We start from the raw sequence: 25016 nt of genomic DNA on the forward strand, positions 1-25016 counted from the left end.
TTATTTGCTTATCTTTACAGAGAATGAACACATCATCAGAAAGACTCACGTTTATCAAAGAAGTGATATTGATAGCCCAGCTGGTAGCAATAATAGCTATAGGCTGTGACTTTATCTCACTAAGTTCTTTGATGATTGAAATACACCAACCCTAGACGTTTTGAGTAAACTCTCAATCTAGGCAGAAAATCAAAAAACGTACTATTCAGCGCCCTATCCATAATTTTTTATAATATCATACCTGGCTATATACATCATCTATCGTATGAGCAACGATCATACGGCTGCCGATAGATTTAAAATGTTCTTTGCCACAGTGAATTTTCCCCTTTTCTATAGGTCTCAAATGTTCATCGAAAACAGTGCCTTTAGATTCAGTAACGAAGTACAATTGCTCTTCATTACCTTGATTATATAGAATCGCCCAATCAGGATTGTATGTTCCTAATGGAGTCGGCACTTTAAACCAGCTTGGTAGCTTTGTATAAAGTGATATGTTATCACTCGCTTCAAATTCTTGAGCTAAATTCACCTCAACATCCGAATCACACAACGTATGCTCGTAGGCAGACTTACTAGAAGCTACCAAATGTTTGCTCAAATAACCTACTAAATCCTCTTCTTCAATCTTTTTTTGATCGTAGAACTCTTTATCACCAATCTTTTCGTACTTAATACCATCTACTATAAACAATCGCTTCTGTAGATTAATCACTTCAATACAGCTCTCAATAAATGCCTGAGGATTAGACTTAAAATAGTTAATTACACGAGGTTCTAATCCTTTAAGCAACCTTACAATTGATTTACGTGTAAGATCCGTTTCATTTTGCAGATAAGTAATAATATCTGGTAAATGATTCACTTGAACATTAAGATGTTCAACATAGTTTTTGACTTGACCATCTGCCTTAATACCGCCTTGGTTAACCGCCAATTTTGCTTTTGTATGTTCAATTTTAGCCTGTTGATTACGGAGGTTATTATTTAATGATTCAATACATTTATTGATTAATTCATTCGAATCAAACTCAACTTTATATACTGTTTTGTATTTAATAGAGTCCCAAAGTGCCTTAAATTCATCAGATAAATATACTTGCTTATTAAGTTTAATATGAACCTTATCCTGATTATTCTTAATATCAAGATTACCCGCAACTTCTTTAATCCTATTAATAATTTGTTTAGTAACGTCATCACTAAACTCCTGCCCTAAATCGACTACTCCATCCTTGATAGCTTGTTTTAAAAGATCTTGAATCTTTCCCTTCGCATCGATATATCCTAATTCTATAAAATGTTTATATAGCTTATTAGACTCATCTTGTCCTAAATAAATAGGCTCATCTTCTTCGTCAAAACCATTCACAATAGTATTAAATGACTCTAGCGCTAAATAACCAAATTTTATCCCTGTATCTTCTGTCAGTTCTTTTTGATAGCCTTCCACAAATTCTGTAAAACTTTCATTCACAATCGTGGTAAGGATAGTTACATTTTCATCATAGACTCGGTTTCCTGATTGATCCACAGGAATACGTAAACCTCGTCCAATCTCTTGACGACGACGAATTTCAGAAGCACCCATTTCCTTCAACAAGCAAATTTGAAACACATTCGGATTATCCCAACCCTCTTTAAGTGCTGTATGAGAGAAAATAAAACGTACAGGTGAATCAAAGCTCAACAAACGTTCTTTATCTTTCATAATCAATTGATACGTATCCTCGTCAGCTTTGACTGATCCTGAAGTATCTTTGAAAGCTTCAAACTTCTCTTTAGCATTCGACTTTTTTGATCTTTTATCTCTAGAAAAATAACCCTTATGCACTTCAGTAACATCAATATTTACATCTTTCACTTCTTTGAATAGTGACAACTTGTATTTAGGATGTTGTATTATACGTGCATATTCTTCTTCGAATATTTGTGCATAATCGCCATTAGTAGGATTTCCTTCATCATCATAGAGACGATATTTCGCTACTGTATCAATAAAAAACAAACTCAAGACTTTAATTCCCCTTGGATTTAACTTTACTTCTTTATCCAAATGCTCTTCAATTGTCTTTGCAATGAGTTTGCGTTTAATTTCTTTATCATCTACCCCACCAAGTGTTTGACCTGTTTGAGTCAACTTACCATTCACAAATGAAATATAATCTAATTCGACATTGATTTCATTGATGATGTAACCAAAATATTGATCCAGTTTAGATATCTCATAAAGATCATCTCCTAGTTTGACATCTTTATTCGCTCTCGAAACTTTACCGTTTTTTCCTTTAATATCAATAGTAACCTTAGCTTTAATTCCACTTTTGTTTGAAATGCTAATACACTGAATAAAAGCACCATCACTCACTTCATTTTTAGTAGTAATAGAGGCTACTTCAATCTTCTTTACTTTATTATCATTATAGGCATCTATTGCATCAAATTTGTATAATAGGTTAATCTTTTCTTTGTGTGTTGCTGAAAAACGAAAAACCGCTAAAGGATTTAAGTTTTTTATTGATTTCTTCTGTAAAGGAGAACTTATTGTACTTTGTGGTTCATCAACAATAACCACTGGATTTGTTTCTTGCAATAAATTAATTGGTATAGCACCTAATTTATCGTAATAATCCAATAAAATACGCTTTGTTGCCTTCTCGCTATCCATATCTTGTGAAAAAGCTTGGATATTGATAATCATAATACGAACCTTATCAGAAATCGCAAAATCACGAACCTGACTCAAGTTTGCACTATCATAAATAAAATATTTATACGGCACATTTTCAAACACTTGCTTGAAGTGCTCATCTGTCAACTCTAATGATTTATTAATACCCTCCCGTATGGATAGAGAAGGAACAACAATAATGAATTTTTTAAATCCATATCTTTTGTGCATTTCAAAAATAGATCGTGTAAACACATAGGTTTTTCCCGTACCCGTTTCCATCTCTATGGAAAAATGCAAATCATTCTTATCGACATCCTGAGGTGTAGAAATACGTAAACCATTACGCAATTGGATAGCTTGTGTATTTTCAACCAATTGTCTATGTAATAGGTTCAATTTATTGGCATATCCCAAATCTGCAGCATAGTCAATAGATTGATCTGTCGGTGCTAAGACTGTAAAATTAGATTCTAATTTCTCCTGTCCTTTGAAGATATCAATTACAGCCTCAATAGCATCTTGTTGGTAACTCAAATTACCTTCAAATTGTATTTTCATAGCCATAATTATATCGATTTCACATTTTCGATTCCTGCCTGACGTAGCGTTTGGACCGTATTAGTCTTGATTGCATCATCACCATTGAATCCAGAATCCTTAAATATAACAGACGGTTTTGTATCTGAAGAATCTTTGTGCCACTCGCCCATAGCCACAGCTACTGAAATGTTGATACGATCACTCAAGCAGATATACATAGCACCAAAACCTATATTATAAACCCTACAACCATCTACATGTTTCTCTTGAATAGGTAAGGTTAAATCTAGGCCATATTTGAGTAAGATCTCAAACAATACATCTTCTTCCGTACGATCTGTTTTTATACTATCCCCATTATTTTCTGTGAATAAATCCAATTGATTCTCAAACTGATCTACTGTAGTATCCCAAGCTTCAATATTGGATGAATCTAACTTAAAGGCACGAAAACCAACATCTAATTTTTCTATTTCTTCTTTATCTTTATTCTCTTGTTTGACTAATTCACCTGCTCGACGAATACGTTCTTTTGTAATATCGGCTATATTTTTATAAGTACCATTTGAAGTTTCTGATTTTACATTAATAGGTTCAGGTAATTGTACAGAAATACATTTTCTATTCCCACAATCTTCAGCATTTAAAGCCATTACAGCGTGTGCAGTTGTTCCTGATCCTGCAAAGAAGTCTAATACATAGTCACTTTTTCTTGTAGAAAAAGCAGCTAAATTAGATATTAACTCAATTGGTTTTACAGTATCAAATGGACTTTTTCCATTAAATATTTTTTGAAGTAATTTAGTCCCTTTAGTTGCTGTTCCATATTTTTGACCATCTAACCATGTATCAATTGTAGATCCTAAATGTTTCTTTTCCTCATAAAAAACTTTTAATTGTGGTTTTGATGTCCCATTTTTACCAAAAATTATTCTATTGTCTGCAAACAACTTATTATATTCAATTTCAGTGGTTCTCCAGCATCTACCTATCGGAGGCATAAAAGATTCATGTGTATTTGGGTTAGTAATTTTATAGGTCAAATTGGGCCTCAGATTCGGAGCATCAAAAGGATCTGCTTTCCAAACTCCTCTTACATCATTATCTGGGTTAGAGAATTTTTCTATATCTAAAGGCTTTGGATAAAAAGCAAAACTTTTCTCATTATACCAGTTTTCCAAATTTGACTCTTTTAATCGTCTGTTTTCTTTACGCCGATTTTTAGAATAGGAAATAATGTATTCATGACTATTACTTAAATCCGTATCATTTTGAATTGATTGTCTAGCTTGCCAAACAAAAATTCCTGCAAAATTCTCTTCCCCAAAAATTTCATCACAAAGCCTTTTTAGGTTGGCTTGTTCATTATCATCTATTGAGATAAAAATAACCCCATCATCCGTCATTAAATTACGAGCAAGCTTAAGACGTGGATACATCATATTCAACCAATTCGAGTGGTAACGTCCGTCCGAGTCGGTATTGGTAGATAACTTTTTACCTTCCTCATCAGTTTGGCCTGTTATCTCTAAATAATTGGATAAGTTGTCCTTATAATTATCTTTATAAACAAAATCTTTACCTGTATTGTATGGAGGATCGATATAGATCATCTTGATTTTGTTGCTATAGGTTTTCTGCAGCAGCTTTAATACCTCTAAATTATCACCTTCGATAAATATATTTCCTGTCGTATCCCAGTCTTTACTATCAGCCTTATTAGGACGAAGCGTACCTGTAGATATTTTGTTCGCTTCCTTTTTTGCTTGGGTTTTTCCAGCCCAAGTCATTTGGTAGAATTCTTTGTTCTTCTCCACATAGTCGCCCAGCAAAGCCTGTAATTCTTCTACCACTAGCTTACCTTCCGAAAAAATATTTGGGAATAGTTCTTTGAGTTTTTCTATATTATTAGCTACGATATCCTCAGAACCTAAAGCGTTGATTTTCTCCATGTTATTTTATTTTCTCTTTTAGTAACTGTACTTCTTGTTTCAATGCGTGAATATCGGTATTTAAAGCCACTTTTTCGCTCATTTGGGTTGTCAATTTTAATGTTTTGCTGTAGCTTTCTATTTGCTCTTCGGCTACTTTTATTTGTTGCGCTATCGCTAGATATTCATCCGTTACATAGTCAGGACGTTGTATATATTCGCCTGTCCATGTCACCAAAGCATAGTTTTTCAATACTTGAATATAGTACGTGTAGAAGACCTTCAAATTTTGTTTAGGTGCCTGTCCATACGTTAAAGCATCTAAAAACTCTTTGGGAGAATCACTACCTATACATTCCGAAAGGTATACTTCCTCCAATACACGCTGCTCAGCCAACTGCTTATGTAAACGCTTAGAAGCCAAAGATAAGTGATTGACCTTATGGTCATCAGATTGTGTAATCACTATGCAGTGATGAGGTAGGAGTTGGTGTATCAGTTTACCTATAGACTTATACAAGATATTGTACCTCTCGGTACTAATAAGTACACGTATAAAGTATAACTGTGTATAATCCTCCAATTCGTCTCTATAGGGCTCTATATTAGCCATAGGTTTGTTGATACTTGCGAGCAATTGTATTTGCTGAATATCAGCCGAATCTACCAATCTAAGCTCCGACGTGTTTAAGTCACGATGTTTTTTTAATTCTACTTTCTTTATCATAGCATTGACTAATACCCCAGTTGGGAATCCAATTATATCCTCCCAATTCATTATGCAGAAACGATTAAATAACTTAAGACTTGGTATTGGCTGTTGTTTGAGACTTTACCAGAGAAAACAGCATTTGAATTAAAAATTGAAGATATCTGTGCTTCTTTCTCTTCACCCGAAAGATGAGACTTTACTAAATCTAATAATTCAGTATATTCGGACATATAACGTCCAGATTTGGTACTGATATTAAAATCTTTAAGCAATTCAGCATCTAAAGTTTCCTTTCCGAAGGCTAGTTTTTTGAACAAATCCAACGCTCTCTTGCCCATACGAGTAGGAACTAAGATATCGCCAGCCTTACTGATATAAACCAATGCATATGGATGTAATAAATTTAATTTCAACTTCTCATCAAAATTTGTGCTATTCAAATCCTTAACACAGAATAATACACCAGCCTCTTGATCTACAATATTATTGCGAACTAAAGAAAAAGATGCACCAGCAAAATTCTCATAACGCAAATTATCTGCTGCTGAAATACGTTCAGCATCTATTTTGAAATCATTAAAAGTCAAATCCGTAATACTAATCCCACCTTCTAGGTCTTCCAAATCAACCACTGATTCACGCATACGCTCCAATTGTTTTTTACGATATTCGAGCTCTTTTTGATGTCCTGATCGTTCATCAATGACGTTATCATCACCAGTTGCAGAAATATCCAAGATTTGCATTCTTCCTTTTACACGCTTTACTAAATCGATGTATTGGTCGAGTTCTCGAGTCGGGTAGAAATTGACAAGCTGTATATATTTATTTTGAGATCCGATACGATCTATACGCCCAAAACGTTGAATAATACGCACAGGGTTCCAATGTATATCATAGTTTACTAAGTAATCGCAGTCTTGTAAATTTTGACCTTCGGAAATACAATCTGTACAAAACAACAGATCTATATTCCCCTTTTGATTTGGCATTACCGAATCACGCGATTTAGATAAAGGTGAAAAATTAGTCAAAATTGACTGTAGGTCTGTTTTACAATCAATTAAATTGGTTTTGTTAGCATCACCACCAACAACCATCGCTGCATTCAACTGATGCTTATTTTGAAAATAAGGAGCAAAATGATCATATAAGTATCGGACTGTGTCTGCAAAAGCACTGAACACAATAACTTTTTTGTTATAACTATTCAGCGGATTTTGGATTTTTTCTTCAATTAATTGAATTAGATCCTTTAGTTTCTGATCCCGATTTACGGTAATTTCCTCACAACGACCTAAAAGTTTTTCTATAATTGATTTATCAGCTTCCAGATAACCTTTCATCTTAACTTGATCAATATCCTGAAGCAAAACCTTAACCTTCCCCCCTATAACCGAATCGCGCAATTCTTCATCATCAAAATCCAGATCCATAATATCTACATCATCCAAGAACTCTTTGTGATTATCAATTTTGTCAATTAAAAAATTGATTCGATTCAAAACGGAATTCAAGGTTAGACAAAAGGAATGTATAGATGATTCTAAACGTTTCAAAAGATTGACACGCATTAGCGTTATGATACTTTCTTCACGTTCAAGCTGACTAAATTTTGTGCCATTTTTAGTTATCGTGTCGTACTTTTCTGCATATTTCGGTTGCAAATGCTTATGTACAAAAAATAATGGTGAATAGAATTGCAAATTCAATAATTGCAATTGTTCGTTGAGATAAGTAATTGAAAAATCTTTGTCCTGCGTATCGAACTCACTATACATTGATTTAGGTTTCAATCGTTCAGGAAATTTGCCTATATCCGATACATCGTAATACTTTTCAATATGTTTTCTAGATCGAGAAATCGTTAACAAATCTAACAATTTGAAATAATCCCCATCCAATCTATTAATCAGGCCATCACGAGAAGGATTACTATCCTTAAGCCAATTATTAAATTTAGTTTGTGCTTGTCTCAAAGTAAGTTCGATACTCGCAATTCCTTCCTCTTTCAATGCTTGATCGTTAGATTCCGTGATAAACGCTACTTGATTTTTCAAATCATTTAATCGAGTATTCACAGGAGTTGCTGATAGCAAAAGAACTTTCGTTTTTACACCTGCACAGATAATCTGGTTCATCAAACGCTCATAACGCGTTATATGATCTTTAGAAGGATTATTATTTCTAAAGTTGTGGGATTCATCAATCACTACTAAATCATAATTTCCCCAATGCACTTTATCCAAATCAATATCACCCGACATTCCTCCATCTCTACCTAAATCAGTATGGTTCAGCACATCGTAATTAAAACGATCCTTTTCTAAAATATTAGTTGTGTAGTTTTTGGTATAAGTGATCCAATTATCTCTTAGCTTTTTCGGCGCCAAAACTAAAACTCGATCATTACGAAGTTCATAATATTTTATAACGGCCAATGCTTCGAAAGTTTTACCTAGCCCAACCGAATCGGCTATGATACAACCATTATATTTCTCAATTTTATCAATAGCTCCTAAAACAGCATCCTTCTGAAAATTAAATAACTTAGACCAAATCACAGAACTTTTGAATCCCGTCCTAGTCAATCTCTCTTCCTTTAAATCAGATTCATCTCTATCTTGAAAAATCTTAGAAATAGTATATTGATAAATATCATGAGCTGGTTTTAAGGGATTAGCCTGATCGTATAAGTACAATAGCTCTTCTTTACAATCTACTGCAACATTCCATAGATTATTAAATATCTGTTTGTAAGAAAATTGTTCATCCAAAATATATGGAAATAAATATGGACGTCCATCTTTTATAATGCCTAAAGTAGCCTCATCAAATGCATGAGGAGCAAACATAAAAACATGCTGATCAATGACAATATAAGAGATACCTGATACATTAGTTTTTCTAATCTCCACATTTGTCTGAATTTCTTTCAAAACTGTATTTAATCTATAATACCCATTTAATCCAGCATCTGTCCGCACTTCTAAGGGATTATGAATAAATAAAGCCTTTTCCTCCTCAATATCAATCGTGTTTATAATAAGCCGTACACGTTGTCCCCCATTAATTTGATTCAACAAACCAAATATTGCATTAAATGTGAAGTTATTCGAACAGATTAAAATTTCGGAGTTCGAGTTTACTTTTGAAAGTATTTCATTAAAAAGATAATAATCTTGATTATTTATAATCATCTGGTTATTGGCTAATAATTTTATTCTTCTCTAAAATAATGATATTAATGCATATTGCTTAATAAAAATAAATAATAAACGATTAATTACACTACGGCAAACCGTAATAGTAGTAAGCAATATATAAAAATGATTATTATTTCGTATAAGATTAAGAATAATAAATTATGCCATTACTGTATGTATTCCAACTAATTGGGACAAATGACTAAGGAGTGTTTTCTTTTTATAAATCTATTAGTTTTTGTTTTAAATATTCTGTTTTTCTGTTATTTATGGCCAGTTTTTTTAGGCTTTCTCGTTGTTTTAATATGAGGTCTCCACGACCATAATATACGTCAGCCGGGGTCAGGTTTTTTAAAGACTCATGATAGCGTTCGTTATTATATCTATTTACAAACTCTTCTAGCGCTTCTTTTAACTCTTCTGGTGAATAATAATTATTCAATTTAACCACATTCTTCATTGTCCTGTGATATCTTTCAATTTTTCCTTGAGTCTGTGGATGTGCTGGTCTACCATGCACCTGTTTCATTTCCAGTTCTTCGGTCAGGTATTTTCCAAGTTCCTTAGATATGTAGCACGATCCATTATCTGATAATAATTTAGACCTTCAACTTATAATTAGGCTGCTAGAACTCTATACCAAAGTGGTGTATTTTGCAGCGGAATTACTGGTGTATTTTGGTGGTTCTTCGTCAATTTTGGTGAAAGTACGTTAAATAATTACACTTTATAAACTAAACCTTTTTTCTTTTCAAACACAATTCCAACCTTTTCGAGCAAGTTATAGACTTGTGCCTTTTGATATGCTAAGCCATATTCTTTATCAATCCATTGAGCCAAAAGAGGGCCTGTCCACTTTACTGATTGATATCCATGATCCGAGGGTTTTTCGTTTATGACCAAGTTTTTGATTCTTTCGAGTTGTTCGTTTGATAAATTGCTCCGTCTACCGCGCCCTTTCTTATCTTTTAATCCTTCAATACCTTCTTTTTCAAATCTATGAACCCAATTTGTTATCTGCTTGAAGCTGATATTATGTAGTTCAGACAACCGTCTGCTCGAATAGCCTAATGCAACAAGATATACCATGTATAGCCTTATACCAACGGTATAAGCATCATTTGTATTTAATAATTTCTTTATCTCTGTTGCGTCTGATCGCTGAATTTGTAAGACTGATTTTCCCACTGTAATTTATTTTTTCTAAACAACAAATATATAAATTATTATGTGTAATTTAATATTATACTTTTAGTTATGATTCCAGAATTTGTACTTCCTCCCAATTTACAGTTAAAAGCTGAAACAACGTACACCTCTCTAGGAGAGCTTTATATTAGTACGTACGCTTATCAAAAACACTCAACATGCCCTATTTGTGGCATTACGAGTGATAGGGTTCATAGTAGATATTTCCGAACTCTTTTAGACCTTCCTGTTTCCGGATATTTAGTAAAAATCAAGCTCAGGGCTAGGAAGTATTTTTGTGATAATTCAGTCTGTCATCGAAAGGTTTTTACTGAACGCTTCGATTGTGAAATCAGGCCATATTATAGAAGAATGATTCGTTCAAATGAACTTCTTTTTAAAATGGGGCTTGAATTGGGAGGAAATAGAGGTTCAGCAATTAGTCGCTATGTTGGACTGCCGGTTAGCTCCTCCACTATGTTAAGAGTGATTCAGGGAGTAGATATACAACCTAAGGCTTTGACATCTGGGGTAATTGGCGTAGATGATTGGGCATTCAAAAAAGGAAGTACCTACGGAACCGTTATTGTGGATTTAGAACGGAAAGAAGTGATAGATTTACTTCCGGATCGTGAATCGGATACGCTGGCAGAGTGGCTGAAGAATCATCCAGAAATAAAAGTAGTATCCAGAGATCGCTATGGCCCATATGCTTTGGGTATAAAAACAGGGGCCCCTGATGCCATTCAGGTAGCCGACCGCTTTCACCTAATTATGAACTTAGGGGAAGCAGCTAAAAAAGTCTTACAATCAAAAGCAAAAGAATTGAAGGAAATATTTAAGCTTTATAATGATCCCAAAAGGAAAGAACCTACATTAACGGAAGTTACCGGGCCTGTTGAAGCAAATTTAGAAGTTCTAGCAACGATTTCTACAGCAAACATTGGTGCACATAAACAATATCTATTCGACAAGGTTAAAGAGCTATATGCCAATGGTATTACGCTGAGACAAATTGCCAGAATTACAAACCTGGATCGAAAAACAGTCGCAAGGTATGTATCCGTGGAAAAACTTGAGAAAAGACAGTCCAGAAACTCCACCAACCTGGAATCCTTCATTAATTATCTTTTGAGCGAAGAGAACCACGGAAAAACATACAGAGAACTACATAACACTATTGTTCAGATGGGATTCAATGGTAAGTATACCCAGTTTTGCCACAAGATGAATGAAGTTTATAATATGCCGGGGCTTAGTAGAATGAAATATAAGGCGCAGGTGGTGGTAGCAAAAACTTGGTCGCCAACCAAATTATCCTTAATGCTCTATAGGGAGTCAAAACACCTTAAGGAAGATGATAAAGAATTTTTAGAATTATTATTTGAAAAGCTTCCTCAAATAAAACAACTGGAGCAGTTGATAAAGGACTTTAAACAATTGTTTCTTATCAAGAAAGACGGAATGTTACAAAAATGGATTCAGGAGGCATCAACATCAGAGTGCGGGCTTAAAAATTTCGCTAAAAACCTTTTAAGGGACTATGAAGCAGTGAATAATGCAGTAGTAAGAACAGTAAGTAACGGCCAGGTTGAGGGACAAGTGAATCGAATAAAAAATATAAAAAGAAAAATGTACGGAAGGGCAGGATTTCAGCTGTTGAGGAAAATGATACTTGCAAAATCAGCATAATTCACCAAAATTGACGAAGAACCATTTTGGTGCGGAATAGTGGTGTAATATGGTGCGGAATATGCACGGGGTAACTCCATAACCTTGCACTGTCTGTAAACGCTCATTTTCTTATAGGACGGGCAAACAAGCCCGCGTTTCTCTTCCAAGCTCATTTGCCCAATACTTTTTTTAAGAAATCCACCTGTATCTGTAACTCCCCAATCTTGGAATATAGTTCCTTCTCCTTGGAATCGTCTTTTGAAGGGGATTTATCTGTAGTAAAAACAGATTCCGCATTATCCAGAAACTCTCGTTTCCAGGTGTTGATCTGGGTTGGGTGCAACTCGTATTTAACCGCCAGCTCTTGGATGGTCTGCTGCTCTTTGATCGCTTCTATGGCTACCTTAGCCTTAAAGCTTGCACTGAATTTCCTGCGTTCTTTTTTCATTTTCAACTGCTAATTTAAACATTTATGCAGTTGTCCAGTATTTGGGTAGTATGATAATTATTCATCTTACAAGCCATAGCGCCTCTGCCGAATATCTCTCCTTTCTCCGTAAAGAAGAAATACCTTATCTGATTACTGGTAAGGAAAGGGTAAGTCTCAAAGAAACTCCTTTTCTGTCCGTTTGTTTACGGAGGAACAAACACTCCGGTCTTGTTCAGGTCGTCCGATTTAGCCCCTCCGCATATATTACCCAACAAGCTGAAATATTATTGGATCAATTAAGGAGGACTGCTCAATTAACAGACCTCCTTCATTGATATACCTTACCAAGGAATTATATCTGTTGATGGGTTGGTCTCTTCACTAAAAAATCCGCCTGTGGGTCCGTCTTGATTTATCAGCGCATACTTGATGACTCTGTTAGCTGCAACACTTACTTCTCCACCATTAAAAAATGTAAAATCGGTTTTCGTCAATCCAGGACAAACTGCATTGACCTTAAAATTTGTGTCACGTAATTCGTATGCTAATTGTACAGTGTACATATTCAAAGCAGCTTTAGATACTGCATAAACACCATATTTTGCGTAGCTGTAGGCAGGCCATTTTGGATCACTCTGTAAAGCAAGGGAGCCTACACTTGTACTCACGTTAACAATTCTAGGTTGTTCGGATCCTCTAAGTAGATCAAGGAATGTCTTTGTCACATCGGCTACACCAATTACATTTGTTTTAAGTGCATTGAGATATTCCTCATTTGTGGCTTCAAGTGTTGTGTATGGAGGATTACCGCCATTAATACCTGCATTGTTAATAAGGATGTCAAGGGACTCCGTTTTTTTACCCATTTCCTCGCGCGCTTGTTTTATAGATTTGGGATCGGTTACATCAAGCTGTATGGCGTGTGAATGAGTCAGACCTTCTGTATTTAATTTATTTACAGCTTTCAATCCATTTTCTAAATCACGGCTACCTATGAATACGAAAAATCCTTTTTGTAGCAGCTGCCTTGCTGTTTCAAATCCAATTCCTTTGTTCGCTCCTGTAATTAATACTGTCTTCATTTTTTTGTATGTTTTAATTTCCATACAAAATTCGAAGATTAGAAAGTAGGGCTATTTACCAAATGGTAAAAAGTAAATTTATCGGATATTTTTGCGAATTCTGCTAAGTGACTGTTGAGTTACACCTAAATAGGAAGCAATAAAAGACAGTGGTATGCGATTGACTAGTGAAGGATAGTTTTCCATAAACTCTAAGTATCTTGTAGTTGCGTCTTGTGAAATCACAGGGCCTTTTCTTGATTTTTGGTACATACAAAGCTGGACCATTTTATTTTTAATTGAATCCCAGCCAACGATAATATTTGAGAGATCTTCCCAATCTTTTTTGGAAAATATAGCAAGGCTACAGTCTGTTATGGCCTGCAAGTATTCAGAAGATGTAGCATTTGCCTCAAAGTTTACGTAGTCGCATACCAGGCTGTTTTCACTGATAAAACAACGGGTAATTTCGTCGCCTCTGTTATTATAATAACAACCACGGATTACACCTTCAATGACAAATCCAACCTGCTTTGGAATTTTCTGAGCTTCAGAAAAGTAATCCTCTTTCTTTAAATTGAGCAATTTTGCTTTACTTAAAATCAACTCAATCTGCTGTTTGTTAAGATCGCCAAATTGCAGAAAATATTCGATCATTTCTTCCATGATTGCAAGTTAAAATTAAAATAGCTTAAACAATTTACCAATTGATAAAAATTATATAAGGGCTAAAATTGAGCGCTGGATTCGTTAAATCGTTTAGCATCATCTGGATTTGCATATCTTATATCTACTGCACTTGTTTCCCACTGCATCGATCTCATACCATTCAGAAGCACTCAATACAAAATTGGGTAAACCTGATTGCATTTTAAAGTGGTCAGATTCCACCACTTTAAAATGGGCATTATTGATTTGTTCCCAAGTACTCAAAAATTCAAGTGCGTATCTTGTCCTGAGCCAGTTTTTTACAATATCGGCTGCACGGGCGTCAATACACGCTTACTTGATGTCATCGGCGAGTACACCGAATGCCAATTGCCATTCTCCCTGAGATTTCCTGAAAACATAAAAAGCAAGACCATTTTTGTTGTAAAGATGATAATCTTTCATGCCCATGCTTTTATCATGCACGGTAATTTGAGCGTACATTACCCGATTTCGGCAAAAGATCTCTAACGGTTTCATTTTACAATATCACTAATAAAGTTAGCATATATTATATACAGTAAAGATATTCATGATTTTCGATTTTTTATATGCAATTGGATGGATGAAGCCTCTCATTGCTGGTAGAGCGACCGCCAAAGAAATCGACATAGCTCGCTCCTATATCGCTTAAGACAATGGTGCCGATGGCAACATTGGCAGCTATTGGAATGTTGGAATTGGTATTAGTATGCTTAATAAATATGTTTACAACTATTAATTTTCAAGATTTTTATAAACTTTAAAGCTAAGGTATTGGTTTGGATGTAGGGTTGGTTACGGGAAATTCTAGCCTTATAAAATCTATGTAAAAAAATTGGACATACTTAAGTTACCAATCATATTTTAAGCCTTTTACATGATGATGTTTCACTTCAGTACAAATTAAGTCAGTATCGTTAAAGACAGCCAAATTATATCCCCCCATTTTCATCGCACTTCGATATTCTACCGCATGAAACCCTAATGACTTAATATACCCACAAAGATATTGGGTAGGCAAGTAATCGAGATTAACATCTTGCTTCCGAACTGGTTTTGAAAGTTCTTCTTCAAGTTTTAATAAATAAGATCGAACCAACATAAATTCCTCAATATCAAACCCACGATCCTGAATTTCAAATGGCCCGTAATCTTCAATATTTTTTAATGAAATGATCTGTAATGGAGCCTTTAACGTAAAACGACCGATGCTAATGGACTCGTGCAAAGAAACCCGTGTTTCATAAAAGGTCGTCTCTTCACTTTCAGAAATATATAGATACGGTATACCAACTGGATTGGCTCTGCCTGGTGTTGTATACAGCTTGGGTGGTTTACCCAGCTCATGGACTTCAAGTGGGCGATCGCTGATCCGCGCTCTATAAAAATCCGTTCCAACAGGATAGGTTTTCGCAAATCTGCTAAAGGTAGACTCCAGCAACTCAAAATCTAAGGTATTAGCAATAAAAAAACGATTCTCCTCTTTTATCTCGGATGCAAATTTCTCCCATTGCATACGATGGGAATCGTCCGCCGCCTCACCATTAAGATAGATCTGCAACTCTACTGGTTCCTCAAATAATGAATCCTTAAATCCAACCCAACCTCGACCAATCTGATTCAGCAATTGTTTGACATCTTTGGATTTTAATTTGGAGCTATCGAACAACTTTGGCCAATAACATATTAAATGTTCATGCATTGAAACCGGTTTGTCATCCTTGAGAGATAATGCAGCCGTTGGATGATTGATATAAAGTTCGAAAAGTGCATCAAAGATATCAGATAGTTCCTCACAGGCTATCACAAAAACATTTTTACTCTCACAAAAATCACAAAGTCCCTTTCCATTGGATTCCGCTTCTATCCTATCCCGCAACCCTTGGTCTGCGAAACAGTTTACACAACAATTCATAGCTTTGAGATTAGGAGATTAAGCCTTGGATCAATTCGATGTGGTGCATGATGGAAAGCTTTTTTACAACACCCAGTCCCGAAAAAGATTGCTGCTGGTAATGTCTATGAAACTCTTTTAATGCTATTGTTTCGGGTATTTTCTTTTCATCAACAAATTGTATTAAGTCCTCTAAGGCTTCAAAATATTTCCTTGCTGGATCGGATGCATCATCATTTGATTTAGAAACAAAGTGTGCGATACGGATATCCTCGTCTCCATCCAATTTAAAGGTTAGATGTATGGCGACAGCATAAGCAGGACCTCCGCCCTCACTGTAAGCGCTTCCGATGGATAGGTAATCTGAAAAAGCAATGCATCCCTCATCGGGATAGTAAAGGTAATCAGTTGAAAATACTTCTTCTTTTATCGCAATATAATCCGTATTCTTTGTAAGTTTATTGAAATTATCACTTAATAACGCTCTGTTATCATACTTCCGCTTAAGACCAAAAAGATTGTTTATATGAATGGTATTAAAAAGGCAGGCCGTATTCTTTGTAAAATCGCTTAAAGATTGAATATCATTCGTTTTATTAAGATGAACCAATGCATAACCGTTATCGGAAAAGCCTCTTTGCATAATGCTTTCTTGTGGAAAAGCACTATCGTGATCCGTCTTAATTAAATAGGTCGGTATAATGGATGTGACGCCTAGATCTTTTAGTTCTTCAATTAAAGTAAAAATGGATTCACTGTCACCTTTTAATTCTCCATGCTCAGTATTTACCACCAACTGTACACGGATATTAGCCCCGCTTAAAGCTTTAAGTGCTGTCCTTAGCGATGAGGTATTCTTCTTTACAGCTTCAATAATAGGAATGATCTTCTCTGGGTTTAATGGAAGCCCTACAAGTTCACGTAATGCAATTAACTCAAATTGCTTACCTCGGAGATAAGGGAAATACATAAGCGCTTTATAATAATAGGTTCTTACTTAGATTATTAATCATAGTAAGATACGACTTTTTATCGTATTTCGCCTGATAAAAAGAGAAGTTTACAAATGAAGGTACATCGCCAAGAGTCAAGTATAAATTGGTTTGTAGATCAATACGACTTTTTAGGATATGGCAATACATTGCTTGGACTTCTTCAACTGGTAGCTCCGCTAATATTTCCAGACATGCCCGATAATAAAATACTGGTGTGACGTCAGGTAAAAACCCTACCAGTTCTTTTATAAGCCGGCTATATTCAGGTTTTCGCAAGGACGACATCATATAGCTGGCATCAAGAGAAGCTGTGTATTTGACAGCAGCACGATATTCAGAAACCTCTCCCTCTTCTGTATAAATCAATACGCCTACGTAAGCAGGAAGTATCCGAAGATATTTGTTTAGCAAGGAAACGTGCGTAAATAGGTAAACCTCGGTAAAAGCTCGGTAATAATCGTTCAATTGGCTTTCTAAGCGTTCGGGGGAATCCAGCTCGGTCTTTATTTCAAAAACCTTATTTATTCCGTTGACAAGCACCGTATCAGCAATGGACTGACCAACACGAAACTCATTGAGTAGAATTGTGTCATCCAAGGAATAGTTTTTCAAGACATACTCATTGAGCAACTTATTCTTGTAGATATATTCGTGCCTATAATTTTGTTCAAGGATATGATAAGAATGTGCGATTAAATCCCCTAATTGGTTGGGTTTATTTCCAACCATCTCATTCCACCCCACATACTTTTTCATCTTCCTGATATAAGAAGACTGATTGGTACTGCTTGAAAGCTTCTTAAATGACGCATGAGACACCAAAGAAGCCAATTCTCGCAAGTTCGCTTTGTCGTATGTGAGATCGGATTGCATATAGCAAATTTAAAAACTTATCGCGACTTAACGAAAATGATATGTGGTGATTTATTATTTGAAGAAGTAAAAAGGATTTTTCGCTACCTTTGTTTTTAATATTAACCTTAGAAAAAAAATGAAATTCAGAAGAGTATGTTTAAGAAGCATGCTATTGTTAGGGATTGGCCTATCAAGCTATTTTCCTGCGATGGCACAGTATAATAAAATCGATTATGACAATAGCAATTACCCCGAATTAGTCATTGAACAAATTGATCAATACGATTATAGTACTGTCGTACATTTTTCATACACAAGCATTACATCTCTAGAATTAAATGGATCTGAGGATATACAACTTATTTCCAACGGAAAGGCAAAAAAATTATTGAACAGCTATAATCTCCCGCTGGATGAAAAGAAACATTTATTTAACGATTCTGGTGAAAAGTTAAATTTTTCACTTGAATTTGAAAAAATAGATAATGTTAACGATGCCTTTTCTGTCCAAAGCGCAACGATTAAGAAATTCAACCTTCCTCATTTAAAGGTTGATAGTTCACAATCAACAGAGTTTTTAAATGTTGATGCATTCATCAGTAAAACACCTTCGAGAGAATTTTACATCTTCTACAATGAAGGCTCCCCGGTACTACGGTATGCATACAAAGGAATGATTATCGCGATTAAATTGGCCATTGAAGAAAACTATGGGAAATTTTTTCAGCCACAGATTTTTGTGCAAAATTACAACAAGAAAGATATCTTGGTAGATCCATCCAAAATATATGCTCAATATGAAGTGAAATCCAAATTCTTTACTGCTCCAATTTTTGACTATAAAAAATACCTATCTATGGTCAAGAAAATCCAAAAGAGTGAGATGTTTTGGAATGGACTATCTGAGGGGCTTGCAGCTGTTGCAGCTGGATATTCTTTTATATCTTCTAACTCGAACACATATGTAACTGCTAATGGTCGCTCCCTTAATTATGGATTTTTCGGGAATAATATGTACACTGGGACTAATTCTACGTCCATAACAGGTTCCATAAATACAAAATCAAATTCGACAGTATTTAATGGTGGTAACGCTTATATAGCCGCTCAATACGCCCGCCAAAACTTAGAAAGTTTGAAAGCAAAACAGGTTGATCGGCTTACGTCTATTCAAAATGGCTATATAAAGATGAACACAATATTCCCAAACAGTGAATATAGTGGTTATTGTAATATTCCGTTTAGATTAGACATTAACTCATTTTTGATGAAAGTTGAAATTAATGGTAGCGATTTCTTCTTTGAGTGGGACAATGATAAATTAAATTCAATGCTTTAGGAACTCGTAGGATTGTTATTGGTTTGGCTAATTGCTATTTACTATTTTAATCTTATAAGTCCTCAGTATAAACCTGTTGAAGCATTTAGCTCAGTTTTATATACCAACATGATGAAAAAAATACTATTCGCTATATTATCAATCCTGACGTTATCTCTAAGTGCGCAAAACAAATATGCGACAACGACGGATGGAAAGACGGTATTATTAAAAAGCGACGGAACCTGGGAATATGTAAAAGACAAATCTACATCATCAAATATTAATCAATTTAAAAGTACGAGCTCCTCCCCTTCCTCGCGCAGAACAAATACTTCTAAAAGTAGTTCTTCTTCCAGAAATTATATCCGCGGCCCTCGTGGAGGCTGTTATTATATCAACTCCAATGGCAACAAGACTTATGTCGACAGAAGCATGTGTAATTGATTAGGCAAACAAGATGACTATTAGGGCTATTCTCATCATATGCATATATTTATTTATATCCTGTAAATCGGACGTAAATAAAAGATACTACGTCGACTCTAACGACGATAACCCAAATTCTTTTTATGAAAAGTCTGAACAGCAGAACATCCTCGAGGTCGAGAAAGATGATGACGGATATGAATACAAGGACGGAATGTACTGTGCATCCGTAGAATACTATAATCCAAATACAGGAACTAATAGTACATATACCTTAAATATTGAGGTGGAAAGTGACAACTTAGTTATTATACATTGGCCAAATGGTGGTTGGCTGGACGAGTCTCATTTTATATCGGAAGACATTTCTAGTGGCACCTGTTCGTTTACAAGCGATAAAGGCTATGAGTATAATGTAACTATTTTAGGTAAAAATTGCCAGTTCACGGATAGCTCGATATCTGAGACCTTAATGAAGAACAAGAAATAGATATTGAAGATGAAGTACAGCCTGATGAAGAAATAGAATAATGTCGCTTTACGGTATTCCGTAACATGAATATCTGTCAATACTTTATTTTCGAAATCTACTAAAATATTAACGTTATATGCAGCATAACATGACCAATTTTGATATCGATAAGATTGTTAATTATTTAAAGCCTTTGTGTGGCCATTTAAATGAACTTTACAACTGGAATGCAAATCTAACAGCACTAATTCCTCTGCAAATACTGACGCAAGAAATGGTAGATGAACTAAATAGTAAAAGTTTCTATGAAAAAGAAATAACACTAAAAGCTATCTTGCGCCCGCATTTAATTGATGCTCATACCAATGACACCATATTGTTTGAAAAGTTGACAATGTGGATTATTAAAGAATGGGGTGGAATTAAAGCCGCAAATGAAGAAAGTACCAAACTATTATTACAGGAATTTCTCAAAAATCGAGTAGCCAAATTTGACCGTATTGCGAGTATCTCAAAAGTTGCCGCATATATGTTCCCCGAAGAATGCATTATTTATGATTCTCGTGTTGCTTACTCCCTAAATTGGATATTGCTCTCTCAAAATGCGGGTCATAAATTTTTTCCAATCCCAGAAGGCCGCAATTCTAAAATGTCCGCTTTCAATATGGATACGCTTATCCGACTAAAATATGTACATAAATATGTTGCTCCAGACAAAATATCGCTAAGCAACAAAAAGTATATTAGCAAAATAGACGGCGAGTTATATATCAGTAAAGAACGAGCATACCAAACACTCAATTTCCTCATTAAAGAGATAGCAAAAAGACTTTGGGTTGGACAAAAGGAGAAATGCGACCAACTTTTTTTTACCGAAATGCTCTTATTCTCCATTGCCGATCGAGAAGTATTTTTGGATATAACAAAACATTTCTCCGAAGATCCATACACCTCTCATCAACGATTATAGAGCTTTCATTTCAGTAGGCGTTAAGATCCTTACAATATTTAAATACACAATGCAAATAACTTTGCATTGTGTATTATGAAAAAATACTACTTCTTCCCTTGTTGTCTTTTTGGAGGAGGTAAAGAAGGCGTATTGCCTGGAGTTTCTTTGTTGTCTCTTTGGCGTCTGTCTGGTTTGCCTGTCGATTCGGCAATTCTTTTTGGTCCTGGTTTTAGTGCCATAATTTTGAAATTTATTTATAAAGTATGTTTATTAATAGCCGCATATTTCTAATAGTCTATGACCTGCTATAGACTTCAAAAATATCGTAATAAGCAGCTTCATCTTTGATAGTTTTAAGATATACGGTCTTTTCGCTTGCGAATACTGATTTAGGACTAATCACCACTTTCACGTCATCTGTCTGTACATTGAAATCTATTGCATCATTCTTACTCCAAGGTAAAGTAACGAAACCTCCTATATCCCCCACCCTTACCATAAGTGTTCTTGACATACTTGGAGTCTGCGAGCAATATAAGGCAAGTACCGTTTTCTTAATAGGGGCATTTCGTCTTAAATTCTCTTTTTCCGACTCGAACTCCTCTCTGCTAATCAGACCGGAGTCCAACAATGTCTTAAGTTTAAATAACTCATCTGTAAATGATTTATGACCAACGTTTAAGATGCCATCGGTTTGCTTTTTTGCATGTGAAAGCAATTCCGTTTCAAATCTGAGTTGCTCGTCTGATTTAGACACCAGCGTAAAAATGAGTCCAATAACCGGAGATAGGAATAATGAAAGAAAGAATGCTCCGGCAAAACCTATATTTCTATTAACACCAATAGCTTCCACTGCTAACGAAAAGATAATCCATCCTAAAAATATTTCCATTGTCTATGTTCTTTATAATAACTTGAAGCAAAACTAAGGCTTGTTTAAAATGAAATAATACGGGAACCCGTAAGGAGAAAGTAAAAGAAAAGCTGAGATTTGCTAGTAGATTCTATTTAATCTTAGAACCAACTGCAACAACATGGCGCAAAGAAAACCTTATAATCCGAATACGAAATATGGTCGTCGCAAATTAAGGGAAGATCATTACCGTCGAGTGGCAAATATGACGGACGACGAAAGAAGTAAACTAGAAGCCAATACTTTTGGATGTTTGCTAATGTTTATCATCATAGGTGGTTTAATTGTATTTTTTCTTTTTGGCGGAGATGGACTTATGAGATGGCTTGGTGGAAAACACCCCTATTAAAACAGTTCATTTAAACTTTAAATAGCTTAGAGTACAGGAAATCTTAGCTTGTTTAAAATCGCAAACAGGAAATTTAACCAAAGCACATATTAAAGAATACTACGATGATAAGATTTTTATTCACATCCCTGAGTGCAACAATACTTTTTGCTAGCTGTCTAAATTCAGAAACAACTGAGTCTACTGAGTTGACAGACACAACTAATGATGAAATAAGTATAGCGGCCCCCACTAAACTAAGCGGATACACAGTATCACCACCAACCATTTCTAGAACACCGACAAAAACCTTATATAGAGCCGACATCGTATTAAAGGGTGACGATGGATTAAATGATGAAAACAATAAACAGCTTCTACTCCATCTTTATGATTCTATAAAGAATAGTGATGCAAGCCCAAATGCAGTCAGTCTATTTCTATTTCAAACGGAAGAGCACAGTCAAAGTGGTATGGGACAATGGGTCGCAAGGCTTTCAAAGGCTAAAAACGATGATGAACCTACCGTAGCTGCACAGCATTTTAAAATTCCTCCTCCGGAAAATGCACCATCCTATCGCAAATCACTTACACTTGAAATTCGAAAAGAGATATTTAAGGAGATTATCCAGGCAGAGGACAGGTCGATGCAAGAGGCCGAAAGAAAGTATCCATTGACGAGCTTTAGCAACGCAGAGAAGAATTATAGTTATCAGCATCAACTGGCAAAAAAGTTCAAGGCCGAGATTCAAAGAAAATTTAAAGTAGACCAGAAAACACTTAAAACAATATCGTTGGAAGGATTGGAATATAATTGGCCTATGCCAAAATATTCGAAAGACTAACAATAGATATTAAACAAGGTACGACGTTCTATCATGGCATTGTACTTTTCAATCGGGCAAGGTTAATACCCAAGCCTAATATACATTATTTATGCTGAATTAATATGTTTACAGATATTAACTTTCAAGATTATCACAAACTGTAAGGCTAAGATATGGGTTTGAAAGTAGGATTGGTTACGGGAAACCGTAGCTGATTTATTCGACCGTTTTAAGAAGGTAAAAATTAAAAAAAAGCCTCCCTTATAACCGTTAAGGGAGGCAATTTTGGCTAGATGTCCGCTTGGGCTAGATGTTAGCCGGCTTTGGGCGTTCATCTATCGTAAAGATCATGAGATTAGTTGAGATAATTGTTGTTCATTTCTTATAAAATGTTGTTCAAAATTCCTATCTAATACTAATTTAATTCCAAAAGGCTATTTTCACTTCATCAAATATATGATCAGTTTCACCTACACTCCAGATCAACCCTCTCTTCGATAATGACAAGCATCTTTTATCAAAAGTTCTTCCATGATCATCCACACCTGATCTGTCAACGTAAAATATTTTTGGTGCTTAGATCATCTATAGTCAAATATCCGGTAACAGAAAACTTTTTGATAGCTAGTACGCCTTACTCAACAGCTAGAAATAATTTTTTTAAAACCAAACAGGATTCGATATTGTATTAATAGTACTTTTCAAAAATAGGTTGTAACTAGGAAGCCTTGAGATCCTCCCAGACTCAAGGTTTTTTTATTCCTCATAGCCCAACTCATCAAGGATAATAACAAGTTCATCGGTGGTCAACCAGCTCGTATTATTACATAGCATTACCCAATAGCCATTGCGAAAATCTACATTCATTATAAAAAACCGATCAATCATAATTTGCAAGGTTCCACCGCCATGCAAAACAGAAACCTCAACCACTTGCTTTTGACCACACACGTCACATTTGAACTTTATATTCTTTTTCATCTAATATCCTCCTTTATCCACTTTAATTCCCCGCGTTGTATCATGGCTATATACTTTTGCACGTGATCATCGGTCAATAAGCCATTGTCTTCAAGGTGGTAATTGAACTGCTTAGTGAAGGTGTCATATTGAATACTTCCTACATAAGCATTATTGAGGTATATATGCCAAAGGCTGTATTTCTTGGCCCGAACTTCCACTACCTGGCGTTTTCCATGATGATAAAACAACTCAGGCACATCCGTATCAAAGCGCAGTATAAGGGCGTCAATGCACGCTTCCTTGATGTCATCGGCAAGTACACCGTATGCCAATTGCCACTCTCCCTGAGATTTCCTGAAAACATAAAAAGCAAGACCATTTTTGTTGTAAAGATGATAATCTTTCATGCCCATGCTTTTATCATGCACGGTAATATGGGCGTACATTACCCGATTTCGGCAAAAGATTTCTAGCGGTTTCATTCGACAATATTACTAATAATATTAGTAATATTATAGACAGCAAAGATATCTAGGGTTTCCCATTTTTTATATGCCATTGGATGGATGAAGACTCTCATAGCTGTTAGAGCGACCGCCAAAGAAATCGACATAGCTTGCGCCTATATCGCTAAAGACAGTGGTGCCGATACAACATTCGCTACTATTGGAAAGTTGGAATTGGTATCTATATGCTGAATTAATTGTTTACAGCTATTAGCGTTCAAGATTATTATAAACTTTAAGGCTAAGGTATTGGCTTGGAAGTAGGATTGGTTGCGGGAAATCGTAACAGATTTAGTTAGCAGTTTTACTGAGACAATAAAGCGAATATAGATTTGAGATACAATTGATCTGTATCGTCATTGTAGGTAGTGTAAACTGAACTGTGTCACATCACTCCTTTTAGGGTTCGTTCTCAGAGGCTTTCAGCCTCGAGTGCGAACCCTAAAAGGAGTTGCCGA

At 35.3% G+C, this 25016-nt stretch carries 25 protein-coding genes; 9 read left to right on the forward strand and 16 right to left on the reverse strand.

Annotation, left to right across the window (positions count from 1 at the left end):
* Positions 1 to 235 precede the first annotated feature (235 nt).
* The 6 genes from IQ31_RS02145 to IQ31_RS02170 form a co-directional block, all read right to left on the reverse strand.
* Positions 236 to 3232 (reverse strand): restriction endonuclease, encoded by a 2997-nt coding sequence (locus IQ31_RS02145; protein WP_145326977.1) that lies wholly within the window; start codon positions 3230 to 3232, stop codon positions 236 to 238.
* A gap of 8 nt (positions 3233 to 3240) precedes the next feature.
* Positions 3241 to 5166, reverse strand: a complete 1926-nt coding sequence (locus tag IQ31_RS02150; RefSeq protein ID WP_145326978.1) for a site-specific DNA-methyltransferase — start codon at positions 5164 to 5166, stop codon at positions 3241 to 3243.
* Between the two features lies 1 nt (position 5167).
* Positions 5168 to 5923: a DUF4391 domain-containing protein gene (locus IQ31_RS02155; protein WP_145326979.1), complete on the reverse strand. Its 756-nt coding sequence runs from the start codon at positions 5921 to 5923 to the stop codon at positions 5168 to 5170.
* Positions 5923 to 9057, reverse strand: coding sequence for a helicase-related protein (locus IQ31_RS02160; protein WP_145326980.1), 3135 nt, complete (start codon positions 9055 to 9057; stop codon positions 5923 to 5925). The genes IQ31_RS02155 and IQ31_RS02160 overlap by 1 nt, the downstream gene beginning before the upstream one ends.
* A 226-nt stretch (positions 9058 to 9283) precedes the next feature.
* Entirely contained in the window at positions 9284 to 9592 is a 309-nt protein-coding gene (locus IQ31_RS02165; RefSeq protein WP_084405242.1) for an integrase core domain-containing protein, read from the reverse strand.
* 191 nt (positions 9593 to 9783) lie between these two features.
* Positions 9784 to 10251 (reverse strand): helix-turn-helix domain-containing protein, encoded by a 468-nt coding sequence (locus IQ31_RS02170; protein ID WP_070569990.1) that lies wholly within the window; start codon positions 10249 to 10251, stop codon positions 9784 to 9786.
* Positions 10252 to 10320: 69 nt separating this feature from the next.
* On the opposite strand from IQ31_RS02170, the gene IQ31_RS02175 reads away from it, so the two are divergent.
* Positions 10321 to 11943, forward strand: coding sequence for an ISL3 family transposase (locus IQ31_RS02175; protein ID WP_145326982.1), 1623 nt, complete (start codon positions 10321 to 10323; stop codon positions 11941 to 11943).
* Between the two features lie 151 nt (positions 11944 to 12094).
* Here the strand turns inward: IQ31_RS02175 and IQ31_RS02180 are convergent, their stop codons facing one another.
* Positions 12095 to 12373 carry a transposase gene (locus IQ31_RS02180; protein ID WP_145326983.1) on the reverse strand — a complete coding sequence of 93 codons (279 nt, stop codon included), beginning with the start codon at positions 12371 to 12373 and terminating at the stop codon, positions 12095 to 12097.
* A gap of 50 nt (positions 12374 to 12423) precedes the next feature.
* Between IQ31_RS02180 and IQ31_RS02185 the strand changes: the two genes are divergently transcribed.
* Positions 12424 to 12690 carry a hypothetical protein gene (locus tag IQ31_RS02185; protein ID WP_145326984.1) on the forward strand — a complete coding sequence of 89 codons (267 nt, stop codon included), beginning with the start codon at positions 12424 to 12426 and terminating at the stop codon, positions 12688 to 12690.
* Between the two features lie 6 nt (positions 12691 to 12696).
* Here IQ31_RS02185 and IQ31_RS02190 read toward each other — a convergent pair whose 3' ends face one another.
* From IQ31_RS02190 to IQ31_RS02215, 5 genes are all read right to left on the reverse strand, one after another.
* Entirely contained in the window at positions 12697 to 13437 is a 741-nt protein-coding gene (locus IQ31_RS02190) for an SDR family NAD(P)-dependent oxidoreductase (protein WP_145326985.1), read from the reverse strand.
* A gap of 78 nt (positions 13438 to 13515) precedes the next feature.
* Positions 13516 to 14082, reverse strand: a complete 567-nt coding sequence (locus IQ31_RS02195) for a Crp/Fnr family transcriptional regulator (protein ID WP_145326986.1) — start codon at positions 14080 to 14082, stop codon at positions 13516 to 13518.
* A gap of 874 nt (positions 14083 to 14956) precedes the next feature.
* Complete coding sequence (locus IQ31_RS02205; RefSeq protein ID WP_145326987.1) at positions 14957 to 16021, reverse strand: RES family NAD+ phosphorylase; 1065 nt, start codon at positions 16019 to 16021, stop codon at positions 14957 to 14959.
* Between the two features lie 10 nt (positions 16022 to 16031).
* A complete protein-coding gene (locus IQ31_RS02210; RefSeq protein ID WP_145326988.1) occupies positions 16032 to 16970 on the reverse strand; it encodes a sce7725 family protein in 939 nt (312 codons plus the stop codon).
* 7 nt (positions 16971 to 16977) lie between these two features.
* Positions 16978 to 17868, reverse strand: a complete 891-nt coding sequence (locus tag IQ31_RS02215; RefSeq protein ID WP_145326989.1) for a sce7726 family protein — start codon at positions 17866 to 17868, stop codon at positions 16978 to 16980.
* Between the two features lie 118 nt (positions 17869 to 17986).
* Between IQ31_RS02215 and IQ31_RS02220 the strand changes: the two genes are divergently transcribed.
* The 4 genes from IQ31_RS02220 to IQ31_RS02235 all read left to right on the forward strand — a co-directional run bounded on the left by IQ31_RS02220 (position 17987) and on the right by IQ31_RS02235 (position 21039).
* Positions 17987 to 19189, forward strand: a complete 1203-nt coding sequence (locus tag IQ31_RS02220; protein WP_145326990.1) for a hypothetical protein — start codon at positions 17987 to 17989, stop codon at positions 19187 to 19189.
* A 108-nt stretch (positions 19190 to 19297) separates the two neighbouring features.
* A complete protein-coding gene (locus tag IQ31_RS02225; protein ID WP_145326991.1) occupies positions 19298 to 19615 on the forward strand; it encodes a DUF3157 family protein in 318 nt (105 codons plus the stop codon).
* 13 nt (positions 19616 to 19628) lie between these two features.
* Positions 19629 to 20087, forward strand: coding sequence for a hypothetical protein (locus IQ31_RS02230; protein ID WP_208734085.1), 459 nt, complete (start codon positions 19629 to 19631; stop codon positions 20085 to 20087).
* Between the two features lie 118 nt (positions 20088 to 20205).
* Positions 20206 to 21039, forward strand: coding sequence for a hypothetical protein (locus tag IQ31_RS02235; protein WP_244294298.1), 834 nt, complete (start codon positions 20206 to 20208; stop codon positions 21037 to 21039).
* 86 nt (positions 21040 to 21125) lie between these two features.
* On the opposite strand, the gene IQ31_RS28030 is transcribed toward IQ31_RS02235, so the two are convergent.
* The gene (locus IQ31_RS28030; protein ID WP_262886229.1) at positions 21126 to 21260 is read right to left on the reverse strand and encodes a hypothetical protein; all 135 of its coding nucleotides are present in this window, start codon (positions 21258 to 21260) and stop codon (positions 21126 to 21128) included.
* A 56-nt stretch (positions 21261 to 21316) separates the two neighbouring features.
* Positions 21317 to 21913 carry an SHOCT domain-containing protein gene (locus IQ31_RS02240; RefSeq protein ID WP_145326992.1) on the reverse strand — a complete coding sequence of 199 codons (597 nt, stop codon included), beginning with the start codon at positions 21911 to 21913 and terminating at the stop codon, positions 21317 to 21319.
* Positions 21914 to 22055: 142 nt separating this feature from the next.
* Between IQ31_RS02240 and IQ31_RS02245 the strand changes: the two genes are divergently transcribed.
* A complete protein-coding gene (locus IQ31_RS02245; protein WP_145326993.1) occupies positions 22056 to 22283 on the forward strand; it encodes a hypothetical protein in 228 nt (75 codons plus the stop codon).
* A gap of 104 nt (positions 22284 to 22387) precedes the next feature.
* Complete coding sequence (locus tag IQ31_RS02250) at positions 22388 to 23107, forward strand: hypothetical protein (protein WP_145326994.1); 720 nt, start codon at positions 22388 to 22390, stop codon at positions 23105 to 23107.
* 738 nt (positions 23108 to 23845) lie between these two features.
* Here the strand turns inward: IQ31_RS02250 and IQ31_RS02255 are convergent.
* Positions 23846 to 24070 carry a hypothetical protein gene (locus tag IQ31_RS02255; RefSeq protein WP_145326995.1) on the reverse strand — a complete coding sequence of 75 codons (225 nt, stop codon included), beginning with the start codon at positions 24068 to 24070 and terminating at the stop codon, positions 23846 to 23848.
* The gene (locus IQ31_RS02260; RefSeq protein WP_145326996.1) at positions 24067 to 24534 is read right to left on the reverse strand and encodes a hypothetical protein; all 468 of its coding nucleotides are present in this window, start codon (positions 24532 to 24534) and stop codon (positions 24067 to 24069) included. Before IQ31_RS02260 ends, IQ31_RS02255 begins: the two co-directional genes overlap by 4 nt.
* Before the next feature lie 84 nt (positions 24535 to 24618).
* Here IQ31_RS02260 and IQ31_RS28035 point away from each other — a divergent pair, with 84 nt between their 5' ends.
* Entirely contained in the window at positions 24619 to 24750 is a 132-nt protein-coding gene (locus tag IQ31_RS28035) for a hypothetical protein (protein WP_280176840.1), read from the forward strand.
* Positions 24751 to 25016 lie beyond the last annotated feature (266 nt).

Source organism: Sphingobacterium siyangense, from assembly GCF_007830445.1.
Lineage (GTDB): Bacteria > Bacteroidota > Bacteroidia > Sphingobacteriales > Sphingobacteriaceae > Sphingobacterium > Sphingobacterium siyangense.